The 24,843-nt window shown below is 38.4% G+C and carries 24 protein-coding genes, 1 tRNA gene and 2 pseudogenes; 17 read left to right on the top strand and 10 right to left on the bottom strand.

The window, feature by feature from the left end:
* Position 1: 1 nt before the first annotated feature.
* Both AACM45_RS07945 and AACM45_RS07940 read left to right on the top strand, forming a co-directional pair.
* A complete protein-coding gene (locus AACM45_RS07945) occupies positions 2-640 on the top strand; it encodes an acyltransferase (protein ID WP_339141888.1) in 639 nt (212 codons plus the stop codon).
* Positions 641-655: 15 nt separating this feature from the next.
* The gene (locus tag AACM45_RS07940; protein ID WP_339141887.1) at positions 656-1,867 is read left to right on the top strand and encodes a glycosyltransferase family 2 protein; all 1,212 of its coding nucleotides are present in this window, start codon (positions 656-658) and stop codon (positions 1,865-1,867) included.
* Here the strand turns inward: AACM45_RS07940 and AACM45_RS07935 are convergent.
* Positions 1,864-3,000 (bottom strand): hybrid sensor histidine kinase/response regulator, encoded by a 1,137-nt coding sequence (locus tag AACM45_RS07935; protein WP_339141886.1) that lies wholly within the window; start codon positions 2,998-3,000, stop codon positions 1,864-1,866. The two genes, AACM45_RS07940 and AACM45_RS07935, sit on opposite strands and share 4 nt — an antisense overlap.
* A gap of 223 nt (positions 3,001-3,223) precedes the next feature.
* Between AACM45_RS07935 and rfbB the strand changes: the two genes are divergently transcribed.
* Genes rfbB through rfbD form a run of 4 tightly spaced genes read left to right on the top strand, consistent with a single transcriptional unit; the run spans position 3,224 to position 6,580 of the window.
* The gene (gene rfbB / locus AACM45_RS07930; protein ID WP_339141884.1) at positions 3,224-4,261 is read left to right on the top strand and encodes a dTDP-glucose 4,6-dehydratase; all 1,038 of its coding nucleotides are present in this window, start codon (positions 3,224-3,226) and stop codon (positions 4,259-4,261) included.
* A gap of 26 nt (positions 4,262-4,287) precedes the next feature.
* The gene (gene rfbA, locus AACM45_RS07925; protein ID WP_339141883.1) at positions 4,288-5,145 is read left to right on the top strand and encodes a glucose-1-phosphate thymidylyltransferase RfbA; all 858 of its coding nucleotides are present in this window, start codon (positions 4,288-4,290) and stop codon (positions 5,143-5,145) included.
* On the top strand, positions 5,142-5,696 hold the full coding sequence (gene rfbC / locus AACM45_RS07920) for a dTDP-4-dehydrorhamnose 3,5-epimerase (RefSeq protein WP_339141881.1): 555 nt from the start codon (positions 5,142-5,144) through the stop codon (positions 5,694-5,696). Before rfbA ends, rfbC begins: the two co-directional genes overlap by 4 nt.
* Positions 5,697-5,713: 17 nt before the next feature.
* Positions 5,714-6,580, top strand: a complete 867-nt coding sequence (gene rfbD, locus AACM45_RS07915) for a dTDP-4-dehydrorhamnose reductase (RefSeq protein ID WP_339141879.1) — start codon at positions 5,714-5,716, stop codon at positions 6,578-6,580.
* Here the strand turns inward: rfbD and AACM45_RS07910 are convergent.
* Positions 6,577-6,897, bottom strand: a pseudogene (locus AACM45_RS07910) (DUF4407 domain-containing protein); the annotation flags it as partial. The gene rfbD and the pseudogene AACM45_RS07910 sit on opposite strands and share 4 nt — an antisense overlap.
* A 290-nt stretch (positions 6,898-7,187) precedes the next feature.
* Here AACM45_RS07910 and AACM45_RS07905 point away from each other — a divergent pair.
* Positions 7,188-9,431, top strand: a complete 2,244-nt coding sequence (locus tag AACM45_RS07905) for a histidine kinase dimerization/phosphoacceptor domain -containing protein (RefSeq protein ID WP_339141877.1) — start codon at positions 7,188-7,190, stop codon at positions 9,429-9,431.
* Between the two features lie 396 nt (positions 9,432-9,827).
* Here the strand turns inward: AACM45_RS07905 and AACM45_RS07900 are convergent, their stop codons facing one another.
* The 4 genes from AACM45_RS07900 to AACM45_RS07885 all read right to left on the bottom strand — a co-directional run bounded on the left by AACM45_RS07900 (position 9,828) and on the right by AACM45_RS07885 (position 15,008).
* Entirely contained in the window at positions 9,828-10,928 is a 1,101-nt protein-coding gene (locus AACM45_RS07900) for a DUF4407 domain-containing protein (protein WP_339141876.1), read from the bottom strand.
* A gap of 199 nt (positions 10,929-11,127) precedes the next feature.
* A complete protein-coding gene (locus AACM45_RS07895) occupies positions 11,128-13,560 on the bottom strand; it encodes a M56 family metallopeptidase (protein ID WP_339141875.1) in 2,433 nt (810 codons plus the stop codon).
* 2 nt (positions 13,561-13,562) lie between these two features.
* The gene (locus AACM45_RS07890; RefSeq protein ID WP_339141874.1) at positions 13,563-13,949 is read right to left on the bottom strand and encodes a BlaI/MecI/CopY family transcriptional regulator; all 387 of its coding nucleotides are present in this window, start codon (positions 13,947-13,949) and stop codon (positions 13,563-13,565) included.
* Between the two features lie 195 nt (positions 13,950-14,144).
* Positions 14,145-15,008 carry a winged helix-turn-helix domain-containing protein gene (locus tag AACM45_RS07885; RefSeq protein WP_339141872.1) on the bottom strand — a complete coding sequence of 288 codons (864 nt, stop codon included), beginning with the start codon at positions 15,006-15,008 and terminating at the stop codon, positions 14,145-14,147.
* 116 nt (positions 15,009-15,124) lie between these two features.
* Here AACM45_RS07885 and AACM45_RS07880 point away from each other — a divergent pair, with 116 nt between their 5' ends.
* A complete protein-coding gene (locus tag AACM45_RS07880; RefSeq protein ID WP_339141870.1) occupies positions 15,125-15,709 on the top strand; it encodes a YceI family protein in 585 nt (194 codons plus the stop codon).
* Between the two features lie 81 nt (positions 15,710-15,790).
* Positions 15,791-16,354, top strand: coding sequence for a hypothetical protein (locus AACM45_RS07875; protein ID WP_339141868.1), 564 nt, complete (start codon positions 15,791-15,793; stop codon positions 16,352-16,354).
* Between the two features lie 125 nt (positions 16,355-16,479).
* On the opposite strand, the gene AACM45_RS07870 is transcribed toward AACM45_RS07875, so the two are convergent.
* The gene (locus AACM45_RS07870; RefSeq protein WP_339141867.1) at positions 16,480-17,868 is read right to left on the bottom strand and encodes a dipeptidase; all 1,389 of its coding nucleotides are present in this window, start codon (positions 17,866-17,868) and stop codon (positions 16,480-16,482) included.
* A gap of 143 nt (positions 17,869-18,011) precedes the next feature.
* On the opposite strand from AACM45_RS07870, the gene AACM45_RS07865 reads away from it, so the two are divergent.
* The 8 genes and pseudogenes from AACM45_RS07865 (at position 18,012) to AACM45_RS07830 (ending at position 22,267) form a co-directional block, all read left to right on the top strand.
* Positions 18,012-18,093, top strand: a tRNA-Leu gene (locus AACM45_RS07865).
* A 383-nt stretch (positions 18,094-18,476) separates the two neighbouring features.
* Entirely contained in the window at positions 18,477-18,641 is a 165-nt protein-coding gene (locus tag AACM45_RS07860; RefSeq protein WP_339141866.1) for a hypothetical protein, read from the top strand.
* 20 nt (positions 18,642-18,661) lie between these two features.
* On the top strand, positions 18,662-19,213 hold the full coding sequence (locus tag AACM45_RS07855) for a hypothetical protein (protein WP_339141865.1): 552 nt from the start codon (positions 18,662-18,664) through the stop codon (positions 19,211-19,213).
* A gap of 160 nt (positions 19,214-19,373) precedes the next feature.
* A pseudogene (locus tag AACM45_RS07850) lies at positions 19,374-19,718 on the top strand (RNA polymerase sigma factor); the annotation flags it as partial.
* Between the two features lies 1 nt (position 19,719).
* On the top strand, positions 19,720-20,370 hold the full coding sequence (locus tag AACM45_RS07845; RefSeq protein WP_339141864.1) for a hypothetical protein: 651 nt from the start codon (positions 19,720-19,722) through the stop codon (positions 20,368-20,370).
* Positions 20,371-20,439: 69 nt separating this feature from the next.
* Positions 20,440-20,640: a hypothetical protein gene (locus AACM45_RS07840; RefSeq protein WP_339141863.1), complete on the top strand. Its 201-nt coding sequence runs from the start codon at positions 20,440-20,442 to the stop codon at positions 20,638-20,640.
* The gene (locus tag AACM45_RS07835; RefSeq protein ID WP_339141862.1) at positions 20,640-21,968 is read left to right on the top strand and encodes an alpha/beta hydrolase; all 1,329 of its coding nucleotides are present in this window, start codon (positions 20,640-20,642) and stop codon (positions 21,966-21,968) included. Before AACM45_RS07840 ends, AACM45_RS07835 begins: the two co-directional genes overlap by 1 nt.
* 11 nt (positions 21,969-21,979) lie before the next feature.
* Positions 21,980-22,267, top strand: coding sequence for a hypothetical protein (locus AACM45_RS07830; RefSeq protein WP_339141861.1), 288 nt, complete (start codon positions 21,980-21,982; stop codon positions 22,265-22,267).
* Positions 22,268-22,621: 354 nt separating this feature from the next.
* Here AACM45_RS07830 and AACM45_RS07825 read toward each other — a convergent pair whose 3' ends face one another.
* Genes AACM45_RS07825 through AACM45_RS07815 form a run of 3 tightly spaced genes read right to left on the bottom strand, consistent with a single transcriptional unit; the run spans position 22,622 to position 24,828 of the window.
* A complete protein-coding gene (locus AACM45_RS07825) occupies positions 22,622-23,593 on the bottom strand; it encodes an SDR family NAD(P)-dependent oxidoreductase (RefSeq protein ID WP_339141860.1) in 972 nt (323 codons plus the stop codon).
* A gap of 26 nt (positions 23,594-23,619) precedes the next feature.
* The gene (locus AACM45_RS07820) at positions 23,620-23,856 is read right to left on the bottom strand and encodes a hypothetical protein (RefSeq protein WP_339141858.1); all 237 of its coding nucleotides are present in this window, start codon (positions 23,854-23,856) and stop codon (positions 23,620-23,622) included.
* A 57-nt stretch (positions 23,857-23,913) separates the two neighbouring features.
* Positions 23,914-24,828: an aldo/keto reductase family protein gene (locus AACM45_RS07815; protein WP_339141856.1), complete on the bottom strand. Its 915-nt coding sequence runs from the start codon at positions 24,826-24,828 to the stop codon at positions 23,914-23,916.
* Positions 24,829-24,843: the final 15 nt, after the last annotated feature.

Below are 24,843 nucleotides of genomic sequence, written 5' to 3'. Positions count from 1 at the left end.
TATGGGCATAGTACATCGCATAAAATCGAATGCAAAGACAAAGCAATTGGCGTTGAGGTTAATCGCTCCGAAACGAAACCCCCGTCCGCGGTTATGGGTCCGTTGGTTTTTAAATCCGCTAAAGCATAAAAAGGGAAAGGGTGCGACGATTAGAAGAAATAGCCGTATTGATGTTTTTCCATGGAAACGATTTGAGATAGGGGAGCTTACCACTATAGAGTCTTTTTGTACCGTCAACAATGGTTCAGGTGATGTGATTTTAGGTGATAGGGTACGTGTGGGCATTGGTAGTGTGGTCATAGGTCCCGTAACTATGGGAAACGGGTCTGGCCTGGGCCAGCATGTTTTCGTTTCCGGTTTTAACCATGGCTATGCCGATGGTTCTAAAAACTCAAGTGATCAGGCGTTGGATGTGCGACCGACCGTTATTGAAGATGACGCCCATATAGGCGCCAATTCAGTGGTACTGGCCGGTGTGACTATCGGTAAGCGATGTCAAATCGGTGCGGGCAGTGTGGTGACAAAAGATATTCCGCCCTATTCGGTTGCGGTTGGCAATCCTGCAAGGGTTATCAAACAATTTAACCATCATACGGGTGAATGGGAATCCATAAAAAAGAAACAGGCCGTTACGGTCTAAAATATAAGGTATACTATGGAAGCTTTTAAGATAATTTTCTGGGTGGCTTTGTTCATCATATTTTATTCGTATTTAGGGTACGGAATTTTACTTTTCGGTATTATCAAAGTGCGAAGACTTTTAGGTTGGGCAAAACCTTTTGAGGGCAATGAAGAATATGAACCTGAAGTAACACTGTTTGTAGCTGCTTATAATGAAAAAGAATACTTACATGAAAAAGTGTTGAACTCAAAGAGTTTGAATTATCCGCAAGAGAAAGTAACCCAGTTATGGGTGACCGATGGTTCTGATGATGGTACACCAGAGTTATTAAAAGAATATGAAAACATAGGTGTTTTACATCAGCCAGAGCGAAATGGGAAAATTGCTGCTATGAATAGGGGGATGAAATATGTAAAAACCCCAATAGTCATTTTTTCTGATGGTAATACCAGTTTAGGAAAAGATGCTGTTAAAGAAATCGTTCGTCTTTTTAGAAACCCAAAAGTAGGATGCGTCTCAGGAGAAAAACGCATTTATTCAAAAGATGCGGATAGCGCTGCTGGCGCCGGTGAAGGCATGTACTGGCGTTATGAATCACAACTTAAAAAATGGGATGCAGAGCTGTATTCCGTGGTTGGGGCGGCAGGCGAATTGTTTGCCATCAGAACCGAGCTTTGGCAAGAAGTCGAAAAAGATACACTTTTAGACGACTTTATGATTTCACTTCGGGTAGCGATGAAAGGAAAAACGATTCAATACAATCCAGAAGCATATGCCATTGAAAGCGCTTCGGCCAATGTAAAGGAAGAATTAAAACGTAAGGTCAGGATTTCAGCAGGAGGAATTCAGTCGGTCATACGATTGGCATCACTTCTGAACATTTTTAAGTACGGTACACTATCATTTCAATATATCTCACATCGTGTGCTGCGATGGACATTGACACCATTGTTATTATTGCTTTTGATTCCCTTGAACTTTGTTCTTGCCCAAAATGAAGGCCTATTTTCTTTTGGAATTTTTAGTGTATTGTTTTGGGGACAGGTACTTTTTTATGCAGCAGCCCTTTTAGGTTGGTTTTTAGAGAACAAACAGATTCGACTTAAGGTACTGTTCATTCCATACTACTTTTTTATTATGAACCTATCCGTTTTCTTAGGGTTTGCCCGTTATTTAAAAGGAAAGCAATCGGTAAATTGGGAACGTGCAAAACGGGGTGGAACCACAACTGAGGCCGTTGCTTAAGCAAGTTGTTTTGTATGGATGGGCAAGTCAAAGTAAAAAACACTGCCTCTACCAACCTCACTTCTGATATTCAAGGTTCCCCCATTCTTATGCACAAAGTTTTGACATAGTATCAATCCTAAACCAGTGCCAGGTTCTTTTTCAGTGCCAAGCTTGCTAAAATGCTCATTCGGGTTGAGAATTTTGCCAATATCTTCTTTTGGTATTCCTTGACCGTTATCTTCTACCTCAATGGTCAAACGACCATTCTCGGTGTTTGAGTTTACTTGAATCAAACCATCAACAGGTGTAAACTTGATGGCGTTCGAAAGTAAGTTTCTTAGAACGGTTTTGACCGTGTTCATGTCTGCATAGACCATAGTGTCTTTTGGTACATTATTGACCAAATTGATTTTTTTATGTTCGCTGCCCAATTTCAATAAGCGGAAAGTCTGTTCTACCAAATCAAAAACATCAAGATTTTCGGGTATGATCTGTATTTGATCACTTTCTGATTTTGCCCAGCCCAACAAGTTTTGGAGCAGGTTCAAGGCCTCATCCATGGTCTTTAAAAGCTCATATACCGTGCCATCAAGAAACTCGTCAGACTTGGGGTCAATAATGCCCCGCATGATAAAATCCATCTTTAATTTTGCAGCACTTAAAGGTGATCGTAGATCATGACCGATGATGGAGAACATCCGATCTTTTAAAATGTTCGATTGTCTGAGGTTTTCAGCTTGTAACTCAATTTGATTTTTAGCGCGAATAAGTTCTACGTGTGTCTGTATACGGGCGATGAGTTCTTGTTCATTAAAAGGTTTGGTGACATAATCAACACCGCCGACTTCGAACCCCTTTACCTTATCTTTTATATTTACTTTACCGGTTAAGAATATGACGGGAATATTTTTGTATTCAGGAATGCTTTTTAATTTTTGACAGAGTTCAAAACCTTCGATTCTTGGCATGATAACATCCAATAAAATTAGGTCGGGAACCTGTTGTTGCAGCAGTTCAAAAAAATAATCGTCATCGCTCGTACCCTTATATTCATAATTGTTCCGTTCTAGGATAAAGCGCAGTAGTTCCAGATTTAATTGCTCATCATCAACTGCGAGTATATAGGGTTTTTCGGTAATTTGCGCTGTCATTTATATAATTCTATACTTACTAAAGTAAGAAAAAGTTTTCAGGTATAATACGAATTGACTGGTAGTGGTTTTATGGATATGTTAATTCATTGGCTTTCTAAAGGCGAAAAGTATATCTTAATGGGTTGTACCACCAAAAATCCAACTTTCACAACATAAATTGATTCGAAATAAATTGTAAGATTATATTTACAAAATAAGAAGTGTAAAACTGAAAGAAATCATGACACATATATTAATAACCGGCGGGGCGGGTTTTATAGGTTCCAATTTTGTGCCTTATTTTCTGAATGGTCATCCTGATATCCATTTGGTAAATATTGATGCATTGACCTATGCCGGTAATCTAGATAATTTAAATGAGGTGGCATCGCATGAGCGGTATACATTCGTTCAAGGAGATATCTGTGACAGAAAACTGATAGAGGGAATATTCGAGCAGTATGACATCAAAGGCGTTATCCATTTTGCGGCCGAATCACACGTCGATAATTCGATTACCAATCCCGATGCGTTTATGCAGACCAATATCATTGGTACGTTCAATCTAATTGACGTTGCTAAAAAACATTGGTTGGTCGGTCCTGGCATTTACAAAGAAGCATATAAAACGTCACGTTTTCATCATGTATCCACCGATGAGGTTTATGGTACTTTAGGCAAGGAAGGATTGTTTATGGAAACAACGCCCTATGCCCCTAATAGCCCATATAGTGCCTCAAAAGCATCCTCTGATTTTATTGTTAGAAGTTACCACCATACTTTCGGTATGAATGTGGTCACTACAAATTGCTCAAACAATTACGGGCCAAAACAACATGATGAAAAATTGATTCCCACCATTATTCGAAAAGCCTTGGCAAAAGAACCCATACCTATCTATGGTGACGGTTCAAACATTCGTGATTGGTTGTATGTATTGGATCATTGCAAAGGCATTGCCTTGGCATATGAAAAAGGAATTTCTGGGGAAACCTATAATATAGGCGGTCGTAATGAACGCAATAACCTTTATATCGCAAAGACCGTTTGTGCTATTTTGGATAAAAAACATCCTCGAAGGGATGAAAAATCATACGAAGATTTAATTACCTATGTCAAAGACCGAGCTGGCCACGATTTCAGGTATGCCATAGATGCGACGAAAATTGAAAATGATCTGGGCTGGAAAGCTGATGAAAACTTCGAAACCGGCATTGAAAAGACCATAGATTGGTATCTAAACCGATATGTAGAAAAAAAGAATTCAAGCTTGGCGTAATAGCCAATTCAAAGTAAATAAAACAGATGAAAGGAATTATATTGGCCGGGGGCTCTGGAACCCGCTTACACCCTATAACATTGGCAGTAAGCAAGCAACTAATGCCGGTGTACGATAAACCCATGATCTATTATCCGCTTTCAACTTTATTGGAGTCTGGAATCTGGGAAATCTTGATCATATCTACCCCACATGACCTACCACTATTCAAAAAATTATTGGGTGACGGTAGAAAATATGGGTGCCGATTTGAATATGCCGTGCAAGCAGAACCAAATGGTTTGGCAGAAGCCTTTATCATTGGGGAAGAATTTATAGGAAACGATAAAGTTGCCCTGGTTCTAGGGGATAACATTTTTTATGGAACAGGCTTGGAAAACCTATTGCAGGCCAACAATGACCCAGATGGTGGAATTATCTATGCTTATCATGTAAACGACCCCGAACGTTACGGTGTCGTTGAGTTCGACGAAGGGGGACAGGTCATATCAATAGAGGAAAAACCGAAATATCCAAAATCCAATTATGCCGTTCCGGGTATTTATTTTTATGATAATGACGTGGTTGAGATTGCCAAAAACATCAAACCCAGTCCGCGGGGTGAATTGGAAATCACTGATATCAACCAAGAGTACCTCAAACGGGGGAAATTGAAAGTGAGTATTATGGATAGGGGTACAGCCTGGCTCGATACCGGTACTTTTGCCTCATTAATGCAGGCTTCACAGTTTGTTCAGGTGATTGAAGAACGACAGGGGTTAAAAATTGGGGCTATTGAATCATCTGCATATAAAATGGGTTATATTACAAAGAATCAATTCAAGAAGATAGCACAGCCTTTGACGAAAAGTGGCTATAGTAAAAGTTTATTGGAAGCATTATGAAATTAAAGCATACTGAAATCGATGGATGTTTCGTTCTCGAACCAACGGTTTTTGAGGATGAAAGGGGCTATTTTTTTGAAAGTTACAATCAAGAAAAGTTTGAAGACCTGACCGGCTCTAGAACGACTTTTGTGCAAGACAATCAATCCTTCTCTTCAAAGGGGGTTCTTCGTGGGCTTCATTTTCAATATGGGGAACATGCCCAGGCCAAACTGGTTCGGGTCGTTACAGGAGAGGTTTTGGATGTCGCCGTTGACATCAGACCAGATTCCCCGACTTTTGGTAAGGTCGTGCGAACGAGACTTTCCGCTGAAAATCATAAACAAATGTTTATTCCTAGGGGGTGCGCACATGGTTTTGTAACTTTAAGCGAAACTGCTACTTTTTTCTATAAATGTGACAATTTCTACAATAAAGCCTCTGAAGGAGGAGTTTTGTACAATGATTCGGAGTTTGATATTGATTGGATTTTAGAGGATTCGCAATTGATCATATCCAAGAAAGACAAACTGCTTCCCACTTTTGATAAATTGGTAGTAGGTCAACTATAAATAGGTAAACGCAATCAATGAATATTCTTGTAACTGGGGCTTCAGGTCAATTGGGCCATACGTTTAAAGCGCTAACGGCGAACAAAAACAATGGCCTTAATGTTGTTTTTAGATCATCATCTGAATTGGATATCACCAACTACGAATCGGTGTATCACGAGTTGATCGTGAATGACTATGCCTATTGCATCAATTGTGCGGCGTTTACCAATGTGGATAAAGCGGAATCAAATACAGATTTAGCACGTTTGGTAAATATTACCGGAGCAAGGAATTTGGCATTGGGTTGTCATGAAAGTAAAACGGTATTGATACATATCTCAACTGATTTCGTTTTTGACGGCTATTCTAACGAGCCCTATAAAGAAGAGGACATTGCCAGACCAATCGGTTTTTATGGCGATACCAAATACAAAGGGGAACGTGCTATTATCAATAACCTCAAAGAGCATTTTATCATTCGAACATCATGGTTGTATTCTGAGTTCAATACCAACTTTATGAAAACTATGGTTCGTTTAGGTTCAGAGCGTGATGAATTATCGGTGGTCTATGATCAGGTCGGTACCCCGACATATGCGAAAGATTTGGCGAAAATGATAATTCAGACGATCAAAGCGCATAGCATTGATTACGGTATCTATAATTATAGTAATGAAGGTGTGGCTAGTTGGTATGATTTCGCCAAGGCGATCTTTGATGAATATGGCATTACCATAAACCTGAAACCAATTCTATCTTCAGAATACCCTACGCCGGCAGCTAGGCCTAAGTTCAGTGTGCTTGATAAATCAAAGATCAAGCAAACCTTCGGAATTGAAATTCCGCACTGGCATGATAGCCTTAAAATCGCGATAAAAGCTTACGCTGAAATGAAGGCCTAAAGTCCCTTTATTTGCGTATTGTGAAAAGAGTCTGCCTGTAGACGCAATAGCTCTTCGGCCTTTTCTTTTTTGTAGCGATAAAGTTCTTCTTCAGATTTGATATCCTCATAAATTTCTTGGTTCATAACGGGATCGATCGACATCAGCAGTTTACGTTGTGTTACTTTTTGCGTGACCCATGTGGCAACAACACTTTCGGCTTCCTCCACCTTATAATCGTATTCCCCTTTCGGGGCCAATAGCTTGGCAATAATAGGTGCGGTCTCTATGGCAAGAAAAAGTAGGAAAATGAAAAATGAGGGTAGCCAAGGTGGTTTATTTTAATATTCGTATTGTTACTGAATTAGGATAAGGCTATTCAGTGGATATAGATTACTTTTTGTAATTTGTCAAAGAAATTGGCCTTCACTTATTATCGGTAATCATCCTCTTAAGGTGATAACTTTTACGTACTGAAATATAATCGAATATAGGTATGAATCATGCTATTTACAAGATTTCCTAAACACGCATCTCAGGTTTATTATATTTTTAAGTCATATATTATGCTATGGTTGGTTGATTTTGTGTCGTATGAAATGAATTAAAAGTTGAAAAGAAGGACCTTATGGGAAAAGCAAAAAGACCATATTTACGATTCGTAATAATTGTTGGGGTCATGATTTATCTTTTGTCTATCAATCATATTTTTGGCCAAAGCGAGTCCAAGAAAATAGACAGTTTGCGATTGAGCCTCCTTAAAAAGATTCCAGATTCCACGCGCGCAAATATTTTGTACAAACTTGCAAATCCCTACACCGTACAGAGCAGCGTAGATAGTGCCCTATTCTATGCAGATATATTATTGAAGTTCAGTGAAAATTTAAATGATAGTACTTTTTGGAAAGCTAGGGCCATAAAGCTTATTGGGGATAGTTATATTAAAAAAAAGGATTATGAGCAGTCCATCTATCAGCACAATCAAGCATTGGAAGCCATACAAAAATTAACTACCGATGAAAGTAAAAAATTAAGACAGGCGATAGAAATCAATATATTAATTGGATACTACCTCTGGAAAAAATATGATGAAGCTATCAAAAAAGGGCTTCCTCTATTAAAGTATATTGAACGGGGAGAATCAACAAAAAGAAATGAAGAATTCATTTTTAGGTATCTGGGGAATGCTTATTTGGGCTTGAACAATACAGAGAGAGCGACGGAGTATTATAAAAAAGCAATAGCAGTTCCAATAGAAGACCGAGAATTGAAGATTACTTTAAGTGTTGCGAATATTAACGCTTTGTATAATGCGAAAGATTACGTTAATGCTCTAGAACTTGTACTACCCGTAATAGACACCATACAAAAAGAAAAAATTGAGAACAGAGATGCACTGAAGGCTTATAAGGTCTTATGTGGAGTATATGAAATGAAGGGAGAGTACGGGAAAACAATACAGTATTATGACAAGATGATTAAAATTGCCGAGAAAAAAAACGAACATGGATATGCTATACTTGCATTGAAGTATAAAGCCACAGCTCTAAAGAAAATAAATAAACCTAAGGAGTCATTGGATACTGGACTACTTTGCTTAGAAGTGGCAAAAAAATATGATTTTAAGCAACTATTTTATAGTCTTAACAACGCTGTAGGCTATCAATATATCGATTTAAAGGATTATGCAAATGCTGCAGTCTACTTGAAAGAGGCACTCTTGGCTAGCGAGAAAGGAGAAAATAGTATAGACATAGCAAATTCCCATACTAGTCTTGGGGAAGCTTATTTAAAATTGGAAAAATTTCAAGAAGCCGGAAATTCATTTGAAAAAGGTAAAAAAATATTTCTAAGCAATAAGGACCTACCTATGAGTCTTCCGAAATTATGCTTATATCATGAATCCCTGTCCATTATTTACTCTTTTCAAGGGGAACATAAAAATAGTCTATTACATTATAAGAAGTACATCAAGTATAAAGATAGTCTTGCCATGAATGATCAGAAGGGAAGAATAGCTGAATTGGATATGGCCTACGAAACTGAAAAGAAAAACAAAGAGATAGAGGTGTTGTCTGCGCAGAACGAGGTGCAGAAACTAAAGGCAGATAAAGAGAAAGATATCAGAATAGGCCTTTTGTTAGTAGGAATAGTATCCTTTCTTTTTCTTGGGATTGTCTATAACAGGTATCGTATTGAAAAAAATGCCGTAGCCACAATTGAGAGACAGAAAATCGCCATAGAAAAAAAGAGTATTGAAAATGAGCTTTTGGTCAAGGAGATTCATCATCGAGTAAAGAACAATCTCCAGATTATTTTAAGCCTTTTAGGCTCCTATATCCCCAAAGGGGATGAAAAAATTAAAAGAGTTATTCTTGAGAGCAAGAACCGCATTAAATCTATGGCGCTTATCCATCAAAACCTACACAATACAGAGAGTTTTACCAAAGTGCCCACCGCATCATATTTTGACGATCTTATAAGACATATAAAAAATTCTTACAATGATATGAACAAGCTTATCCGTTTCACGACGGATATTGAGAATAGTGAGATTAAGATGACTTTAGCCGTTCCCCTAGGGCTAATTGTGAACGAGTTGATAACCAATACCTATAAATATGCTTTTACACCACACCAAGGCGAGCATATTGTAACAGTGTTCTTTAGAAATTTGGAAGGGGAAAAGGGCTATCACTTAAAGGTTTCTGATAATGGTAAGGGTCTTCCTGATGATTTCAACATAGAAGCTTCAGAATCTTTTGGTCTCCAAATGGTCAAAGGTATGGTGTCTCAATTACGAGGAAAAATGGAATACTACAATGAAGCTGGAGCGCATTTTAATATATATATCAAGGAAGCAGTATTATAATATTATTTTGAGATGAAAAAACAGAATACCTGTCATTATTCTTCCAGCATCGATTTCCCTTTTTTATCAAGAGAAGAAGAAAATTGATTTACAGGGTCAAAGCAAAGAGTACGAAATACTAGTATTTTTTATTTGAAAAGCCAAATGGCTTCCTTTTCTGCACCTTCAAATAGGTGGAATTGAAATTTTTTGAATATAGAAATCAATGGCAAATTACTGACGTGATCAAAATTGGGATGCAGGGTATAGAAGTTTTGCCCATGTTCATTTGAACCATTAGCTTAAGGCTATTGAAGTTATATATTTTAAAATAACGAAACAGTCGAATCGTATTGCCCTACCATATTGGTACGAAAGCCTTAAAATCGCGATAAAAGCTTACGCTGAAATGAAGGCCTAAAGTCCCTTTATTTGCGTGTTGTGAAAAGAGTCTGCCTGTAGACGCAATAGCTCTTCGGCCTTTTCTTTTTTGTAGCGATATAGTTCTTCTTCAGATTTGATATCCTCATAAATTTCTTGGTTCATAACGGCATCGGTCGACATCAGCAGTTTACGTTGTGTTACTTTTTGCGTGACCCATGTGGCAACAACACTTTCAGCTTCCTCCACCTTATAATCGTATTCCCCTTTCGGGGCCAATAGTTTGGCAATAATAGGTGCGGTCTCAATAGCAAGAAAAAGTAGGAAAATGAAAAATGAGGGTAGCCAAGGTAGTTTATTCAAGGCATTGATACGGGCCATGAGCCCATCAAAGCCATCTATAATGGGTTGTGAGCCTGATACGGCCTGATCGTAATCTTTATTTAGAGTAGTTATTTGGCTCTCTAATGCCGCAATTTTTTCAGCATTGGTCATTTTTAATTGTTGTAGTTCTGCAAGATAAGCGTCATGTTTTTCACGTTTTTCCTCATACACGGGGCCTTTGCCCAATAACCCTGTACCCGCTGTGCCTTCTGCTTCTGAAATGTAGGTATCATATAAAGCATTTGTTTCAGCTTCTTTTGCAACAATCTCATTTTTTAGAGTGCCTATTTCTTGATTGATGGCCTCAATTTTCGGAGTATACTGTAATGCCAATTGTTCCTTATTTTCCAATGTCATTGCATTTTTTTCTTCCAACAACACCCGATTGATCTCCTTTTCAAAAATTTTCATCTCTAAAGGTTTGGCGATAACGATGGCAATGATGATGGCCAAAATTATTCGTGGGGCAGCCTGTATGAATTCACTTTTGAAGTTGTCTTTTTTCTTAATCGTAGATACAATATATCGATCAAGATTGAAAATGAGTAGGCCCCAGATAAATCCGAAGAAAATAGAGGTGAAAATATTGTCAAAAACGGTGTATAATGCATAGCCACTGGCTATAAAAGCCATAACCGCGGTAAAAAATACGGTTGCGCCTATCCCCGCATATTTATTGCGTTCCCCATTTGAACAAGTTGAAAGAATATCGGTGTCGGCTCCTGAACAGAAGATAAAGAATCGTTGTAACATGATAGTGTTCGTTTTGGTTTGATGAATTTGTTCTCTTTGTCACCTTAAGCACAGTTGAAATCTCATTGGTTCTTGACTTCGCTCGAACTAACAATGTTTATAGAACGTAATTTCCAATGATTTGTTACAGAAAAAGCCCTCAATTTGAAGGCTTTAACAGTGATTTATGGCGAAGGCTACCTTTGGTGTTAAGTAATTCTCATGCTTTTTCCCATAAATAGACCTTAGTTTTTCCCTTTTTGGATCCTATGGTATTTACTCTTTCAATATAGGTGTTCTTGGTCAGCCACAATGCCTTTTCCGCTGAGATGGGTTCATCATTGTAGAAAAATAAGGCATCTTGAACTATCATATCGGTAAGGTCAATAACCGAGTTTGGATTGTCATTTTTATTATGATTTTGAGCAGAAGAAACTTCGCTTAAATCGGTCAATACTATGGCATATTCATCTTCCGTATAATTTTTGGTCGTTACCTGTATTGACCTATTTGTTTTTAATAGTTGATGTGCTATTGAAGAAGAAATTTTAGTTCCGTTAAAATAGAAAGTTGGGTTCTCTTTCTGATTCTCAGATAATAGTCTTCCTTGCCTATCAACCTGGTTCCCTGTTTCATTAAAGTAACTGGTACTTCCATTTCTCGTGCTATAAAAAAGTTTTTTACCATTTACGGTGATGTTTCCCGTTTCAATCGAACTTCTTGAAGCTGATGATTTTTTGATTTTAATTGGCTTTTTAGATATTCGAACTTGCGGATTTTTAGACCGACTTTTTGTGGTTGAAATATTCAGACTTTCATTCTTTTTAAGCAATTCTATTGCTTTGTCTGAAGAAATCTTTTTATCCTCATAGAAGAAGGTAGCCCCTTTTTTGACCATTTCGATAATATGGTCAAGAGGTGCTTTTGGCCCTGGAGGTAGGGGCGGAACCGGAATGTTATTGACCTCCCCCTTGATTGCTTTTGGAGCCTTTGCATTTGGTGGGGCAACAGCACTTACTTCACCCTTTAGTACTCTCGTACTTTGAACTGGCGCTGGAGCTTCAGCAGGTTTTAGGGCCTTTGGTGCAGGTGGAGGTTCGGGAAAATCTGGAAAAGGCTCGGCATCGGCTTTTTGTTTATCTGACATCAGACTATAGAGATATTCCAAACGTTCCACGTCATTTTTGAGAATCCGCATATGGTTACGGTCCATAGCATTGTATTTTTTGGCCAATGCGTCGTATTCTGACATGAGTTTTCGAGAAGCACCTTCTTGTGGGATTGTCGCTCCTTTTTTTGGCCCGACGATATTGAGGGTGGCAACCCCATAGTCGATGAGCATGGCTTCGACCTGTTCGACCATCTTTTTATCGGTGGTTGATTCGACATGGATACGGGCACTTATTTTTTTCTCACGTGCCTTTTTAGACAATCCGCTATTTATTTTTGACAAGGAGTCCGGTAGCCCTTTAAGGGTGACCTCTTTTCCGTTCACCAGCATATTACCCTGGCCATCAATATAAATGTCAATAGGTTCAGCCGTTTGACATTCAGGAAAAGGCTCGGCGTTTTCGCGCTGTTCGAGAGTCATTTGGGCATAGCTATATTCCAACGTCCGTAATTCGTTTAATGGAATTATTCTTTGCCCCATTGGAATGGCATTATATTTTTTTGCCAATGAATTGTATGTAGTAATTTGTTCAACACTCGCTTTTTTGGAATTAGGAATGCTTGAAATTTCCGTTTTGGTGGTTTGCACTTCGATAAATTTGGTTTCACTAAATCCATAAAGTAAAAGTGCCAATAGCGGCAATACTAAAATGCTCCGCAGTAAAACTGCTCTTTTCGATGTTCTTTTTTTCATGATGATAAATCGTTTTTTGATTGATGAATAATTTAGGGCACTTGCCATGCCCATTGACTGATATTTTTGTAGACTTTCATTTGATATGTATGAGAGCAATGTATTCTGATAATTGCTCTGGGGTGCGCCTTTTTCTATGACAGCTTGATCAGCTAAAAACTCGTGGTTTAATTTGATGCTTTTCTTAAACAAGAAAATTAGGGGGTTGAACCAGAGGATAACTTGTAAAAATTCTATGAATAATACATCCAAGGTATGCAGCTGCTTCGCGTGTGTTTCTTCATGTAGCAAAACCTCTTTCGGAATATTCTCGGCCTCAAAATTGGATTTGTTCAAAAAGATGTACTTAAAGAAAGTATGCGGGGGCATTTTTTCCGACAGCAAGACCTTTACACTAAAAAGCTGTCTTAACTTCGGATTGATACGAATACGCCTAATAATTTGGGTTAGGTTTTTGACAAATCGAAAACCAAAGCCCAATACGCCAAACCCATAAAGGGTCAAGAATAGTAACGACCAATTGATGGTGTCAATATCGGTTACGGCAATGGGTTCTTCAAGCGGTTGCCCATTTGGCGGTATATTTATGACTAACGGTTCTTGTAGGGTTGTAGCCGCAATGGGAATGTATTCAACAAAGACCAGCGATGGTATGACCAAGGCTATGATCACTGCCCCCAAAAGAAAAAACCGTTTAAAGACATGCATCTGTTCTTTTTCGAGAAATACCTTGTAAAAGGCCAACAAGATGGCCATACAAGCAGCGGATTTTAAAAGATAGATTTCCATGGTTATTTCCCTTCCTTGCCATCAGGCAGATTTTCGATTTCCTTATCGATTAATTTTTTAAGCGCTTCAAGTTCAGCCTTGTTCAAATTGGTTTCTTGGGTAAAGAAAGAAGCAAATTGACTTGCACTGTCATTAAAGAAGTTCTTGATGAGTCCGTTAACATGTTTCGAGAAGTAATCCTTTTTTTTGACCAAAGGATAATACTCACGTGAGCGACCGAAACTTTTATAAGCCACAAACCCTTTATCGGTCATTCGCTTTAGCAAAGTTGCTACGGTTGTTGTAGCTGGTTTGGGATCTTTATATCCATCCAACAAATCTTTCATGAAGGCTTTTTTCTGCTTCCACAAAATATTCATGAGTTCTTCTTCTGATTTCGAGAGTTGCATATGCTACAATATTAGTCCCCGAGGGTTCGGGGTTGTTCTACAAACATAGAATAAATATTTGTATTCTACAAATGTAGAGATTAAAAATTGCCGTAGTTTTTATTTGTAGGGTGAACTTTTTCGATTTTTTAGCTCAGGATTAAACCCTTACAGCGATACTGCAACTAGATTTAATTTTCTTAATCGTGCAAATACTTATGGAGTCTCAAGTTTGTACCCTACTCCGTGCACCGTAACAATGTTTATAGAATCGTCACCCTCAAACTTTTTTCTTATTCTTGAAATAAAGGTGTCCAGACTTCGGCCGACGACTATTCCATGATCTTCCCAGACCTTTTTGATAAGAAGATCACGCTTAATTATTTGATTGGGTCCTTCGGCAAATATGGAAAATAATTCGCATTCTTTTGCAGTAAATACAATGGTCGTATTGCCCTTTATGAGTTTGTTCTGATCTTTATAAAATCGATAATCCCCAATTTTTGAAAATTGCGTATCCTCCTGTATGGAAACACTTGATTTCCCTTTTTTCCAATAGGCCAGTCCTAATCCTAAGAATCCTAGGGCAACGAGTGAAAGCAGTGTATTCCGCTTTAATTCTAGGGTTGATTGCGAATGGGTGAAAATGATTTTTATTTTATACTCATTGGTGGGTAGGTGTCGATCAATACAGGGAACGATGTTCTCCCATTTATTTTTTTTGCTTTCAAAACTATAAGCGGTCTCTCCGCTTTTGGTTTCCATAACTTCAACGATATAGGTGCTCGGTATGCTCGAAGCTTTAAGAGCATCATCGATTATGCCAACCAAGCTATCTGGTAAGATGGCCAAACTATTTTCAAAAGATAGTTCAAAAGTACTTTTATCCAACGCGATTACTGGCAATATCAATGAAGTGGAATCATTGTCTGCAAGCAGTAAACGATTACCGGCATCCCTTAAGGCAATTTTCACCCGTTCAGGAAAATTTTGGTTCTTGGGCGAACCTTCGAAAACGAACAGTGCAAAAAAAGCTAAGACCGGTAAAAAACTTAGAACTACTATTTTGGGTTTCATCATACCATTGCAATCATATTCAATTAATCAAAGAGTAACAACTTTTGACATTTGTTTTGCATTTTTTTGACATGGGTGACAGGGTACTCGAATAGTTTTGAAAGAAATTAAATGTCATTATGAAAAACAACATACTCTTAGTTTTTATTGGTCTTTATGCCATAACGATGGTAAAAGCACAAAACCAAATTCAAATTGATACCAGTAAAAGTTTTATAAAGTGGGCAGGTTCCAACCTTTTTAGTTTTAACGAACACTATGGCACCGTTAAGTTTAAGAATGGGGTACTCATTAAAGATGCCGATTCTTTATCAGGGGGGCGGTTTGAAATTGATATGAATTCTATTTTAAATACGGATGGAGAGTACAATAAGGGGTTGGTATGGCACCTTAAGAATGAAGATTTTTTCCATGTTGAAAAATACCCTATTGCTAGGTTGGAAATGACCAACGTAACCTATTCTGATAGTCTGAATTTACGCATTGATGCGAATCTTACCATCAAGAACGTAACCAAACCAATAGTATACGAGGCCACATTACGGCATCAGAACAATAGCACAGTGATGACGGCAAAGTTTATCATTGACAGAACAAGATGGAACGTAAATTATCAATCTAAAAGTTTACTAAAAAGTTTAAAAGATGAAACCATTTCTGATGCGATTGAGTTTGAGGTTATTGTAATTACAAAAAGTAATTAAAGAAAGGTATGTAATGACTTTAAAAAGGTTTGCTTACCCTATATTTTTGAGATTATGAAAAGCAGGCAAAACACAGAAATTATGAGATGTACCCTAACCATAGTATTCTTTTTATCCATTTGTTCTTTTGTTAAGGCACAAGGGATATACAGCGAGACGACGAGCAATGGGGTTGTCATACAGAACAGCTTCCCAAAGGGTGGGCCATACTCGGGACCAATAAAAAAATATTTTAATGTCAGTAACTTAATATTCTTTACCCGAGTTATTAATGAAACCGGCAATCCATTGGAACTGAAAATCAATTTTTCTGGCGATTCCATTGCAATTCCCAATTCCCCCGATTCTTTCGTGAAATTATTTGTGCTTCCGGATACCATGAATCTTTACAAGCGAAATTCATTAAACTATGGCGTAACAGCACTGACGTCATTTGATCAAGCGACTTCTTTTGAAAGGACGTTAGCTGCTAATGAAGATTCGATTTTCAATGTTGTGGCCATATTTTATCAGACCAAGGCCGGCGAATGGAATGATAGGGGCGGTAACCGAGCTGAACTTGTCTTAAAGGGTCAAGACCTTTTTTATGGCATGCCACCGCAGATTGATTCCCTGCACTGCGGTCACATTCTTTTTAGCGAATAGGGCTTCGTAAAAATATGGTGAAGTTTGTTGCCGCTACTAAAAATTGAAGTATCATTAAAATGAACACAAAACAATGAACATACAACATGATAAAGCCATTTTTTAAAGCGTTTCCCTCATAGCCCCTAAGAGCTCATCTCAGTAAAATATTTATAGAAATACGGAATGGTCTCAATACCTTTTAAGTAATTCCAAACCCCAAAATGTTCGTTAGGGGAGTGTATGGCATCACTATCCAGTCCGAACCCCATTAGAATGGTTTTGCTGCCCAAGACCTGTTCGAATAAGGCAACGATCGGAATGCTCCCCCCAGTGCGTTCAGGTATGGGTGTTTTGCCAAACGTAGTCTCATATGCTTTGGCCGCTGCTTTATAACCGGTACTCTCTATGTTGGTCACATAAGGCAGTCCACCGTGATGCGGGGTCACCTTCACTTTTACACTTTTAGGTGCAATGGCCTCAAAATGCTTGGTGAACAACTCGGTTATTTCATCGGGATCCTGATGGGGTACCAAACGCATCGAGATTTTGGCATAGGCCTTGCTGGCGATTACGGTTTTCGCCCCTTCACCGGTATAACCACCCCAAATTCCGTTTACATCCAAGGTGGGGCGAATGGAGTACCGTTCTGATGTACTATATCCTTTTTCACCTTGGACATCGCCAATATCCAATGCCGCTTTATACTCTTCCAAATTAAAAGGAGCTTTGGCCATTTCGGCACGTTCGGCCTCAGAAACAACTTCGACCTTATCATAAAAATCAGGAATGGTAATATGGTTGTTCTCGTCATGCAACGATGCAATCATTTTGCTGAGTACATTAATCGGGTTGGGCACGGCACCACCATAAATACCGGAATGCAGGTCCCTATTAGGGCCGGTGACCTCTACTTCAACATAACTCAAACCGCGAAGGCCGGTAGTAATGGAAGGAACATCATTAGCAATCATGCCAGTATCAGAAATAAGGATGATGTCATTGGCCAACTTTTCTTTATTATCCTCTAGAAAATCTGCCAAGCTATCGCTGCCAACCTCTTCTTCCCCCTCTATCATAAACTTCACATTACAGGGCAGTTCGTTGTTTTTTATCATGAACTCCGCAGCTTTCACGTGCATATACATTTGCCCTTTGTCATCACACGCGCCACGGGCAAAAATAGCCCCCTCTGGATGCAGGTCCGTTTTTTTGATGACTGGTTCAAAAGGGGGTGAGGTCCACAAATCCATCGGGTCGGGGGGTTGCACATCATAATGCCCGTAAACCAAAATGGTGGGAAGTTTAGGGTCGATAATCTTTTCGCCGTACACCACGGGATATCCCTTTGTTTCGCAGATTTCGGTAGTGTCACAACCAGCCTCCTGCAATGCCTTTTCTACCAACTCCGCAGTTCGAATTACATCTTTGGCATAAGCGGGATCTGCACTTATCGAGGGCAATCTCAGCAATTCGATAAGTTCATTCAAAAAACGTTCTTTATTCTCTGGGATATAGTTTTTGATGGTATCCATGGTATATTTTAAAAGTGGCTTAAAATTACGAAACGTGTGGTAAGAAATGGAAATTATCAGTATGTAAATCGAAATATTCAATTTTGCTATTTCACAATACAGAAATTGAATTATATTTGCATCCCAATAATTATTTGGCCTATGCGGGCGTGGTGGAATTGGTAGACACGCTAGACTTAGGATCTAGTGCCGCAAGGTGTGAGAGTTCGAGTCTCTCCGCCCGCACGAAAGAAAAGCTTCCTGGAAACAGGAAGCTTTTTTTGTTTGGGTACAACATAGGTACAACATTTCGATATTTTCAAGAACTTAATTGATATTTGTGAGATTTTATATTAATAAGATGGATTGCTAATCTTTATTCTAGGGTACCATTTAATCCATAATCCACTCTGAGCATTCCCTTTCATTCCCCAAAAAAGCCTGTCCTGGGCGCAGTCTAAGGGCTACATTTCAGGAGAAAGCGCTTCACTACAAATTTCTTGTACACATACACATAAACACGACTACTTATGAAAGTAGATAAGGATGAAAAAATATTCTACCAAAAATGTAATTATTAACTGAATTTTTTAACATATTAAGGGCTTACTTAAACCAATCCCTATACTATGATCCAGTTATTCAAGAAGATACGGCGTCAACACTTGGGCAAGAATAGAATAGGTAAATACCTGCTTTACGCCATAGGCGAAATCTTATTGGTCGTTATCGGAATCCTAATTGCGGTTGCCATCAATAATAGTAACGAGCGGAAAAACGTGATGCTCTTTTAGATGCCTACCTAACAAGTCTTATGCAAGAATTGCAACAAGACATCATCAATCTGAACAAATCAAAGGAATCGCTTTCGCGAAAGCGAAAATCGATTAATTACTATTTAGATTACTATAATATTGAAAATCCGGAAACAACGATTCTGCTTGAACGATTGGATAGTGTCAACACATCCAAGAGTGCTTTCTACACGGGTACTTACACCATTGAAGACCTTATTACCACAGGCAATCTTTCCTTGTTTCCAAAAAATGAAAAGGAGGCCATCCTTAAATTGAAAAATCTTCAAGAACGTTATTTTACTTATGAAACCCAGACTATCGAGAACATAGTAAGCTACGATTTAGAACTTAAAAAGAACACCGATTTATTGCACTTGAACGGATATTCCGACAAACAACATCGGTCAGTTGCAAATTGGCGAAATAATTTAGACTCAGGGCAATTTTTGGTACTCAACAATACCCTTGCCGAGAGTTTAAAACTGTACGATTTTCAAGAAAGACTTTATGGAACCTTGAGTGAGGAGACGACCGCTTTGCAAAAACTACTGAGCAAACAAACAGAATAATCTATTGGGCAACGAACAACATGAAATAGAATTTTCCAAACGGATAGAAGAATCACAGGGTATCATCCATAAAGTATGTAGGATGTACTGTGACAACGAAGAGCATCGGAAAGATCTATTCCAGGAAATACTGATACAGCTCTGAAAATCTTACCCATCCTTTAAAGGGGATTCCAAATTTTCTACTTGGATGTACCGTGTGGCCATTAACATGGCAATTCAGGATTTACGAAAGACCAAGAAGAAACAACAACTCTTTTTTCAGACCAATCAATTTAAAGATGCTTCGGTAGAGCAAAAATCTGAAGCTATCGATGAAAAATTAAAATTGATGCATATGGCTATTTCAGGTTTGAACAAAGTTGAAAAGGCCATAGTAATGTTGCATTTGGAAGAAAAATCAAATGAAGAAATAGCGGATATAGTAGGGATTACACAAAACTATGTTCGCGTAAAAATGAACCGTATAAAAACGAAATTGTCAAAAACAATAAAGAAAAACTAAGATGGAACTACTGGAATTAAAATCAGTTTGGGATGTGGTGATGGATGACACCATCTCAAAAGAACGAATGGACGGATTTGTGGTTGAAAAATCCATCAAAAAAGATTCAAAATCGGTATTGGCCAAAATAAAACGAGTGATGTATTTCAAGTTTTCATTGGGTAGCCTGTCTTTGGTCATTTGCATAGTGATGCTCATAGGCTCGTTTGTAAACCCGACAAAATTTGCTTTCTATGAGGCCATTTTTGATGTGATGGACAATCGAATTTTCTTGGCAACAGTCATACTTTTTATGGCAGCGATGTTGTCTTGGAACTTTAAGGCATTTCGAGAAATAACCTATTTTGAAACCAGTACGGCTACCGTCAAAGAATCTTTAAAGCGCTTTATTGGCATTATGGGTCGCACTATTAAGCTCAATATCCATTCTGGCGTAGCATTCAATTCCATAGCGCTCGGTTGGGTAAGTTATTTGTTGAACAACCGCAAGGGATTTGTTGAAGGCACAATAGAAATCGCACTTCTGGTTCTTGCTGCAATTATCATTGGTGCCGTGGTTTTCTTTCATCTATCCCGATTTGAACAAAAAATCAAATTTGGCAACTATTTGAACCAGTTAAAATCCAATTTAAAAGACCTTCAGGAAAAATAAATCCTCAAAAGTGTAATTCTTAAGTCCATCTCGTAACATACTGTGCGAATACCAAAAAATTCCATACGTATGAAAAAGGAGTATCAACTTAAAATTCTGAAGATCTTGGGCGTGGCAATAATGCTGATTGCTTTTCCGATAATACCGGACCATTATCCATGGTATTATGAAATAGTACTTTTTAATACGGGACTGATTTTTTTACTGGCCACGAAATGGAACAAGCTTAAGAAAGAATTGGGTTTCACTAAATCTCAAACACCACAATAATGAAAACTTCCACAAAATTTAAAGACTACAATGCAATTCAAAAGATAGGAATCACACTTATTATCATTGCGGGCGCGCTGACGCTTGTCAAGATGTTAGACCTTCTCAACATCAATCATTTTGTTGCGGAAGATTTGCCCAACTTTATTTTTCTGTTCGGTGGATTTCTGATATTATTGCCGTACATTTCGAAAAGAATCAAAGGCCAAAATATTTCGAAGAAAACATCGATTTTACTCATAGCTTTAACAATAAGTCTTAATGCCATAGCCCAAGATTATTCAAAGCAAATTACAGCATTTGAACAGGGTTTCGCTGAAAAATCGGTTACCCCTTTAAAGGATTATGTAAGTGCAGAATTGAAATTTGACCCGATTCCTGTTGCGAATACACCAGCTATACTTGCCAATATCGTTTCCAATCTACCAAAATTGAATTCAATGGCTATTTTGGAAAGCTCAGAAGGAAAAGCAAAAATAAAGTATGATTTTGTTGGTTTGGGCGTGCGCGAATCGTACGTTCATTTTGACGATGAAGGTAAATTCACACGTATTGAGCTTATAGAAAACCTCATTAAAATGGAATTGGAAGCCCAGAAAAAAATGAAGGAAAGTGTACAGCTTCCAAATCCAGGGACTTTAGGTGATAAATACCAGCCAAAGAAGGTTGAGTTTAATGCGGCCGATGGGCTTTCGATAAATGGAAATCTATATGCGGTTGACAAAGGCAAACTAACAATTTTGCTCTGCCACCAAGCAGGATATAATCGTATCGAATATGCAGACATTGCGCCCAAACTTAACGAAATGGGTTACAACTGCCTTGTCATTGACCAACGTTCAGGAGGAAATTTTGCTGGAAAACCAAATATAACTGCCGAAAGAGCCAAAGAAAAAGCATTGCCTAGTGAAATGATAGATGCCCGTGCAGATATCAAAGCCGCAATTGATTTTCTGAACGAGAAATACGAGCAAAAAATAATTGTTTGGGGCAGTTCATATTCATCAAGTTTGGCCTTGCTTGAAGGCGTTTCAAATAAAAAGGTCAAAGCCATCATTGCTTTTAGTCCGGGTGATTATTTTGGTGATGCGGCACCCTCTTTAAGTACTGCTTTTGCAAAAGCGGATAAACCCTTTTTGGTAACCTCATCCAAGGCAGAAGCTTCAGTATTGACTACTTTGATGGGAACTATAGAATTAAAAGAAAACCAATCACAATTTATTCCTGAATCTGATGGGTTTCATGGCTCAAGAGCGTTATGGACAGGACAAAAAGGTGCAGAAGAATATTGGGAGGCCATTACGACATTTCTTGATTTAATTAAATAACAAATTCAACTGTGATAAACCACATAGTTAAATTCTCAGTACTGGTATTATCAATATTTTTTGGTGATTGTACTACTAAAAAACCGAACTCAAAAGAGGATAATTTAACTACAAAACAAGAATCTTATCTCGGACAAAAACCGCCTAGTTTGACACCTGAAATCTTTGCTCCTCAAATTGTTTCTATCAAAGGAAAAAATGCCTCGAGTATTTCATTTGCCCCTGATTTAGATGAAATGTATTTTTTCAGCCCACACAAAAAATGGAGAAACATCATCTATCTATTTCTCAAAACTTAAAAGTAACAAATGGACTCCTGTTAAAAGAGCAAATTTTACCAAGGGAAGGAAAAATGAGGAGTTATATCCATTCGTGAACCTTGATAAAAAAAGGGTTTACTTCACAGCTTTTGATTCTATTTTTTCTGATGAGAAGATTTGGCTCTATATGGGCTGAATAGCTTTTATCTCTATTCGAACTATATATGGTGATGACCAACTGGATTGTTTCGCTTTTAGAATAGCGTTATTACGATAGTGTATACGTGCATTAAAAAAAATACGTTGTTACCATTCAATGCCCTGGGATCTTCAAGAATGGCAACAACGTATGCTAATGGCAGTAATGGTAAAGCGCTATCCCAATTATAGAGACTAGGCTATACTTCTTGATAATGAGCCATAACTAACATCAAAAACTTCTCCCGTGACCTTGCTGGTAGCATCAGAAGTGAAAAAGGCTATTGCTTTTGCCACGTCTTCGGGCTCAAGGTGCCCTACAGGTATTGGGTTACCTGGCTTAAGTGTTTCAGAAACGCTTTCGAAGGTCGCATCGGGGTTGTTGGGCATCATTTTCCCTAATACATAAGGATTGTCAGCTAATTTGGTACGTACCAATCCGGGGGCTACCACGTTGCACATAATGTTGTCTTTACCATAGGTCAAAGCGGCACTTTTTGCAAAACCGATAATTGCCCATTTGGTGGAGGCATAGACTGGGAAGAGTTCGTTGCCCATACGACCTAAAGCTGAAGATAGAAAAACCATTCGACCTGATTGCTGTTTTTTCATAAAAGGAGCAGCTGCCTGGGTAGTCTTAATGACACCAGCGACATTGATATCGTAGACAACTTCTATTTCTTTAGGACCAAACGCTTCAATGGCACCTACTTGGGTCACTCCAGCGTTTGCCACAACAATGTCTAGACTACCGAATGTTGAAACCGTCTGTTGCATTGCGCCCTTGAGATCTTCAAGATTTCTCACATCTCCTTTGATGGCCAAACATTTTACGTTAAAGGACTCTATTTTTTCCTTCGCATTTGCCAAGTCATCTTCTGAGGATAATTTGTAGCCTATATGTGGAATATCTTCCGTGGCAATATCAAAAAGGACAATATTGATTCCGGCTTTGGCGAGCTCTTCGGCAGTGGCTAGGCCAATCCCCCTGGCACCTCCTGTAATAAATGCAGTCTTCGCTGCCAATTGAGAGGTGAATACTTTTCTATTTTCTTCTTGGGCCAATAAGGTATTTCCTCCCATAAATGTGGAAGCTGCAAGGGCTGATGCCCCTAACGTACCCTTCTTTAAAATTTCTCGACGACTCATTTTCTGTGTATTTTTCATTTTGTTATTATTTTATAAGGTTATATTCAATCCCATCTTGAAACTAGGTCTGATTGTAGATAACCAATGTTAATGGTTTCATTCATAAAAGGTGTATTCTTATAGCTATCACCCTTGCTATTTGAATTATTTCTTCTGCCTTCACCACTTAACAGGAAGCCTATACCCAAAGGATTGATGCTAATGTATTTTGCGACTATTGATTTCGCAGATTTATTTATTCCTGTTGTATTTGGGCGATACGTTGTTCCTGTTATTTCCATGGTGTAAGATTTTAGATAGTACTAATTCGATTTTTTCAGCGGTATTCGGTGACCAGTCTATTTCAAGTCAGGGGCTGATTCCATAGGGTTTAGACCATTGGCCGCCCAAGCAAAAGCTTGGTTTTGGTTCAACTGATTTAGTTGTTGCATCTGATTGTCAGGAATACTGAAATCAAATAGATCTATATTCGCTTTAATACGTTCGGGTTTTGAACTGCGTGTCAGTACGCTGTACCCATTTTGTAATCCCCATCGTAATAAAAGCTTCGCTTCTGAAACATTCAGTTGATTGGCAATTTCCTTCAAGGTGGCTTGTGCATCCTCTTTTTTGTCAGCCAATACTTCGCCTCCTTGCCCTTCCGCTGTTCTCCAAGTGGATAGCGGTGCCAAGGAACTATAGGCCGTTCGTGCAATACCGTTTTCTTTTAGGTATTGGGTCAAATCGGATTGTGCGCAAAGTGGATGGAATTCAATTTGATTAAGTTCAGGCTTTTCTAGACCCGCATCTAAAATTTCATTGATGGCTTCCTCATTGTAGTTGGATACCCCGATATGTTTGGTCAATCCCTGCTTTTTTAGTTCAATGAGCGCTTTCCATTGCTCCAATCGCAATGTTGCCAAGGGGGCGTGTATGAGATAAAGGTCAACATAATCGACTTGAAGTTCCTTTAACTGGTTTTTAAGGGTGGCAATAGTCGATTCATAGGTCTTTTCTTGAACACCCCATTGTGTGTTGCCAGGAAAAAGCTTGGTGGTTAAAAAAATCTCTTCCCTTGAGATACCGGAGTTTTTAATGGCATTACCGGTTCCTTTTTCGTTATTATAGCCCTCTGCGGAATCTATCTGTCTATATCCAGCTTTCAAAGCTTCTGCTACACTAAATTGAGCCTCTTCGGTTGATAGTTGGTACGTGCCAAAACCAACCAGTGGCATATTCAATTCATTTTTTGATGTCGTACTTAAATCAGTCATTTTTTTTCGTTTTTA

This window comes from Croceitalea sp. MTPC5 (genome assembly GCF_036985505.1).
In the GTDB taxonomy this organism is placed as follows: Bacteria; Bacteroidota; Bacteroidia; order Flavobacteriales; family Flavobacteriaceae; genus Croceitalea.
Note: the sequence above shows the minus strand (reverse complement) of the source record. Positions and strands in the feature narration are given on the sequence as shown.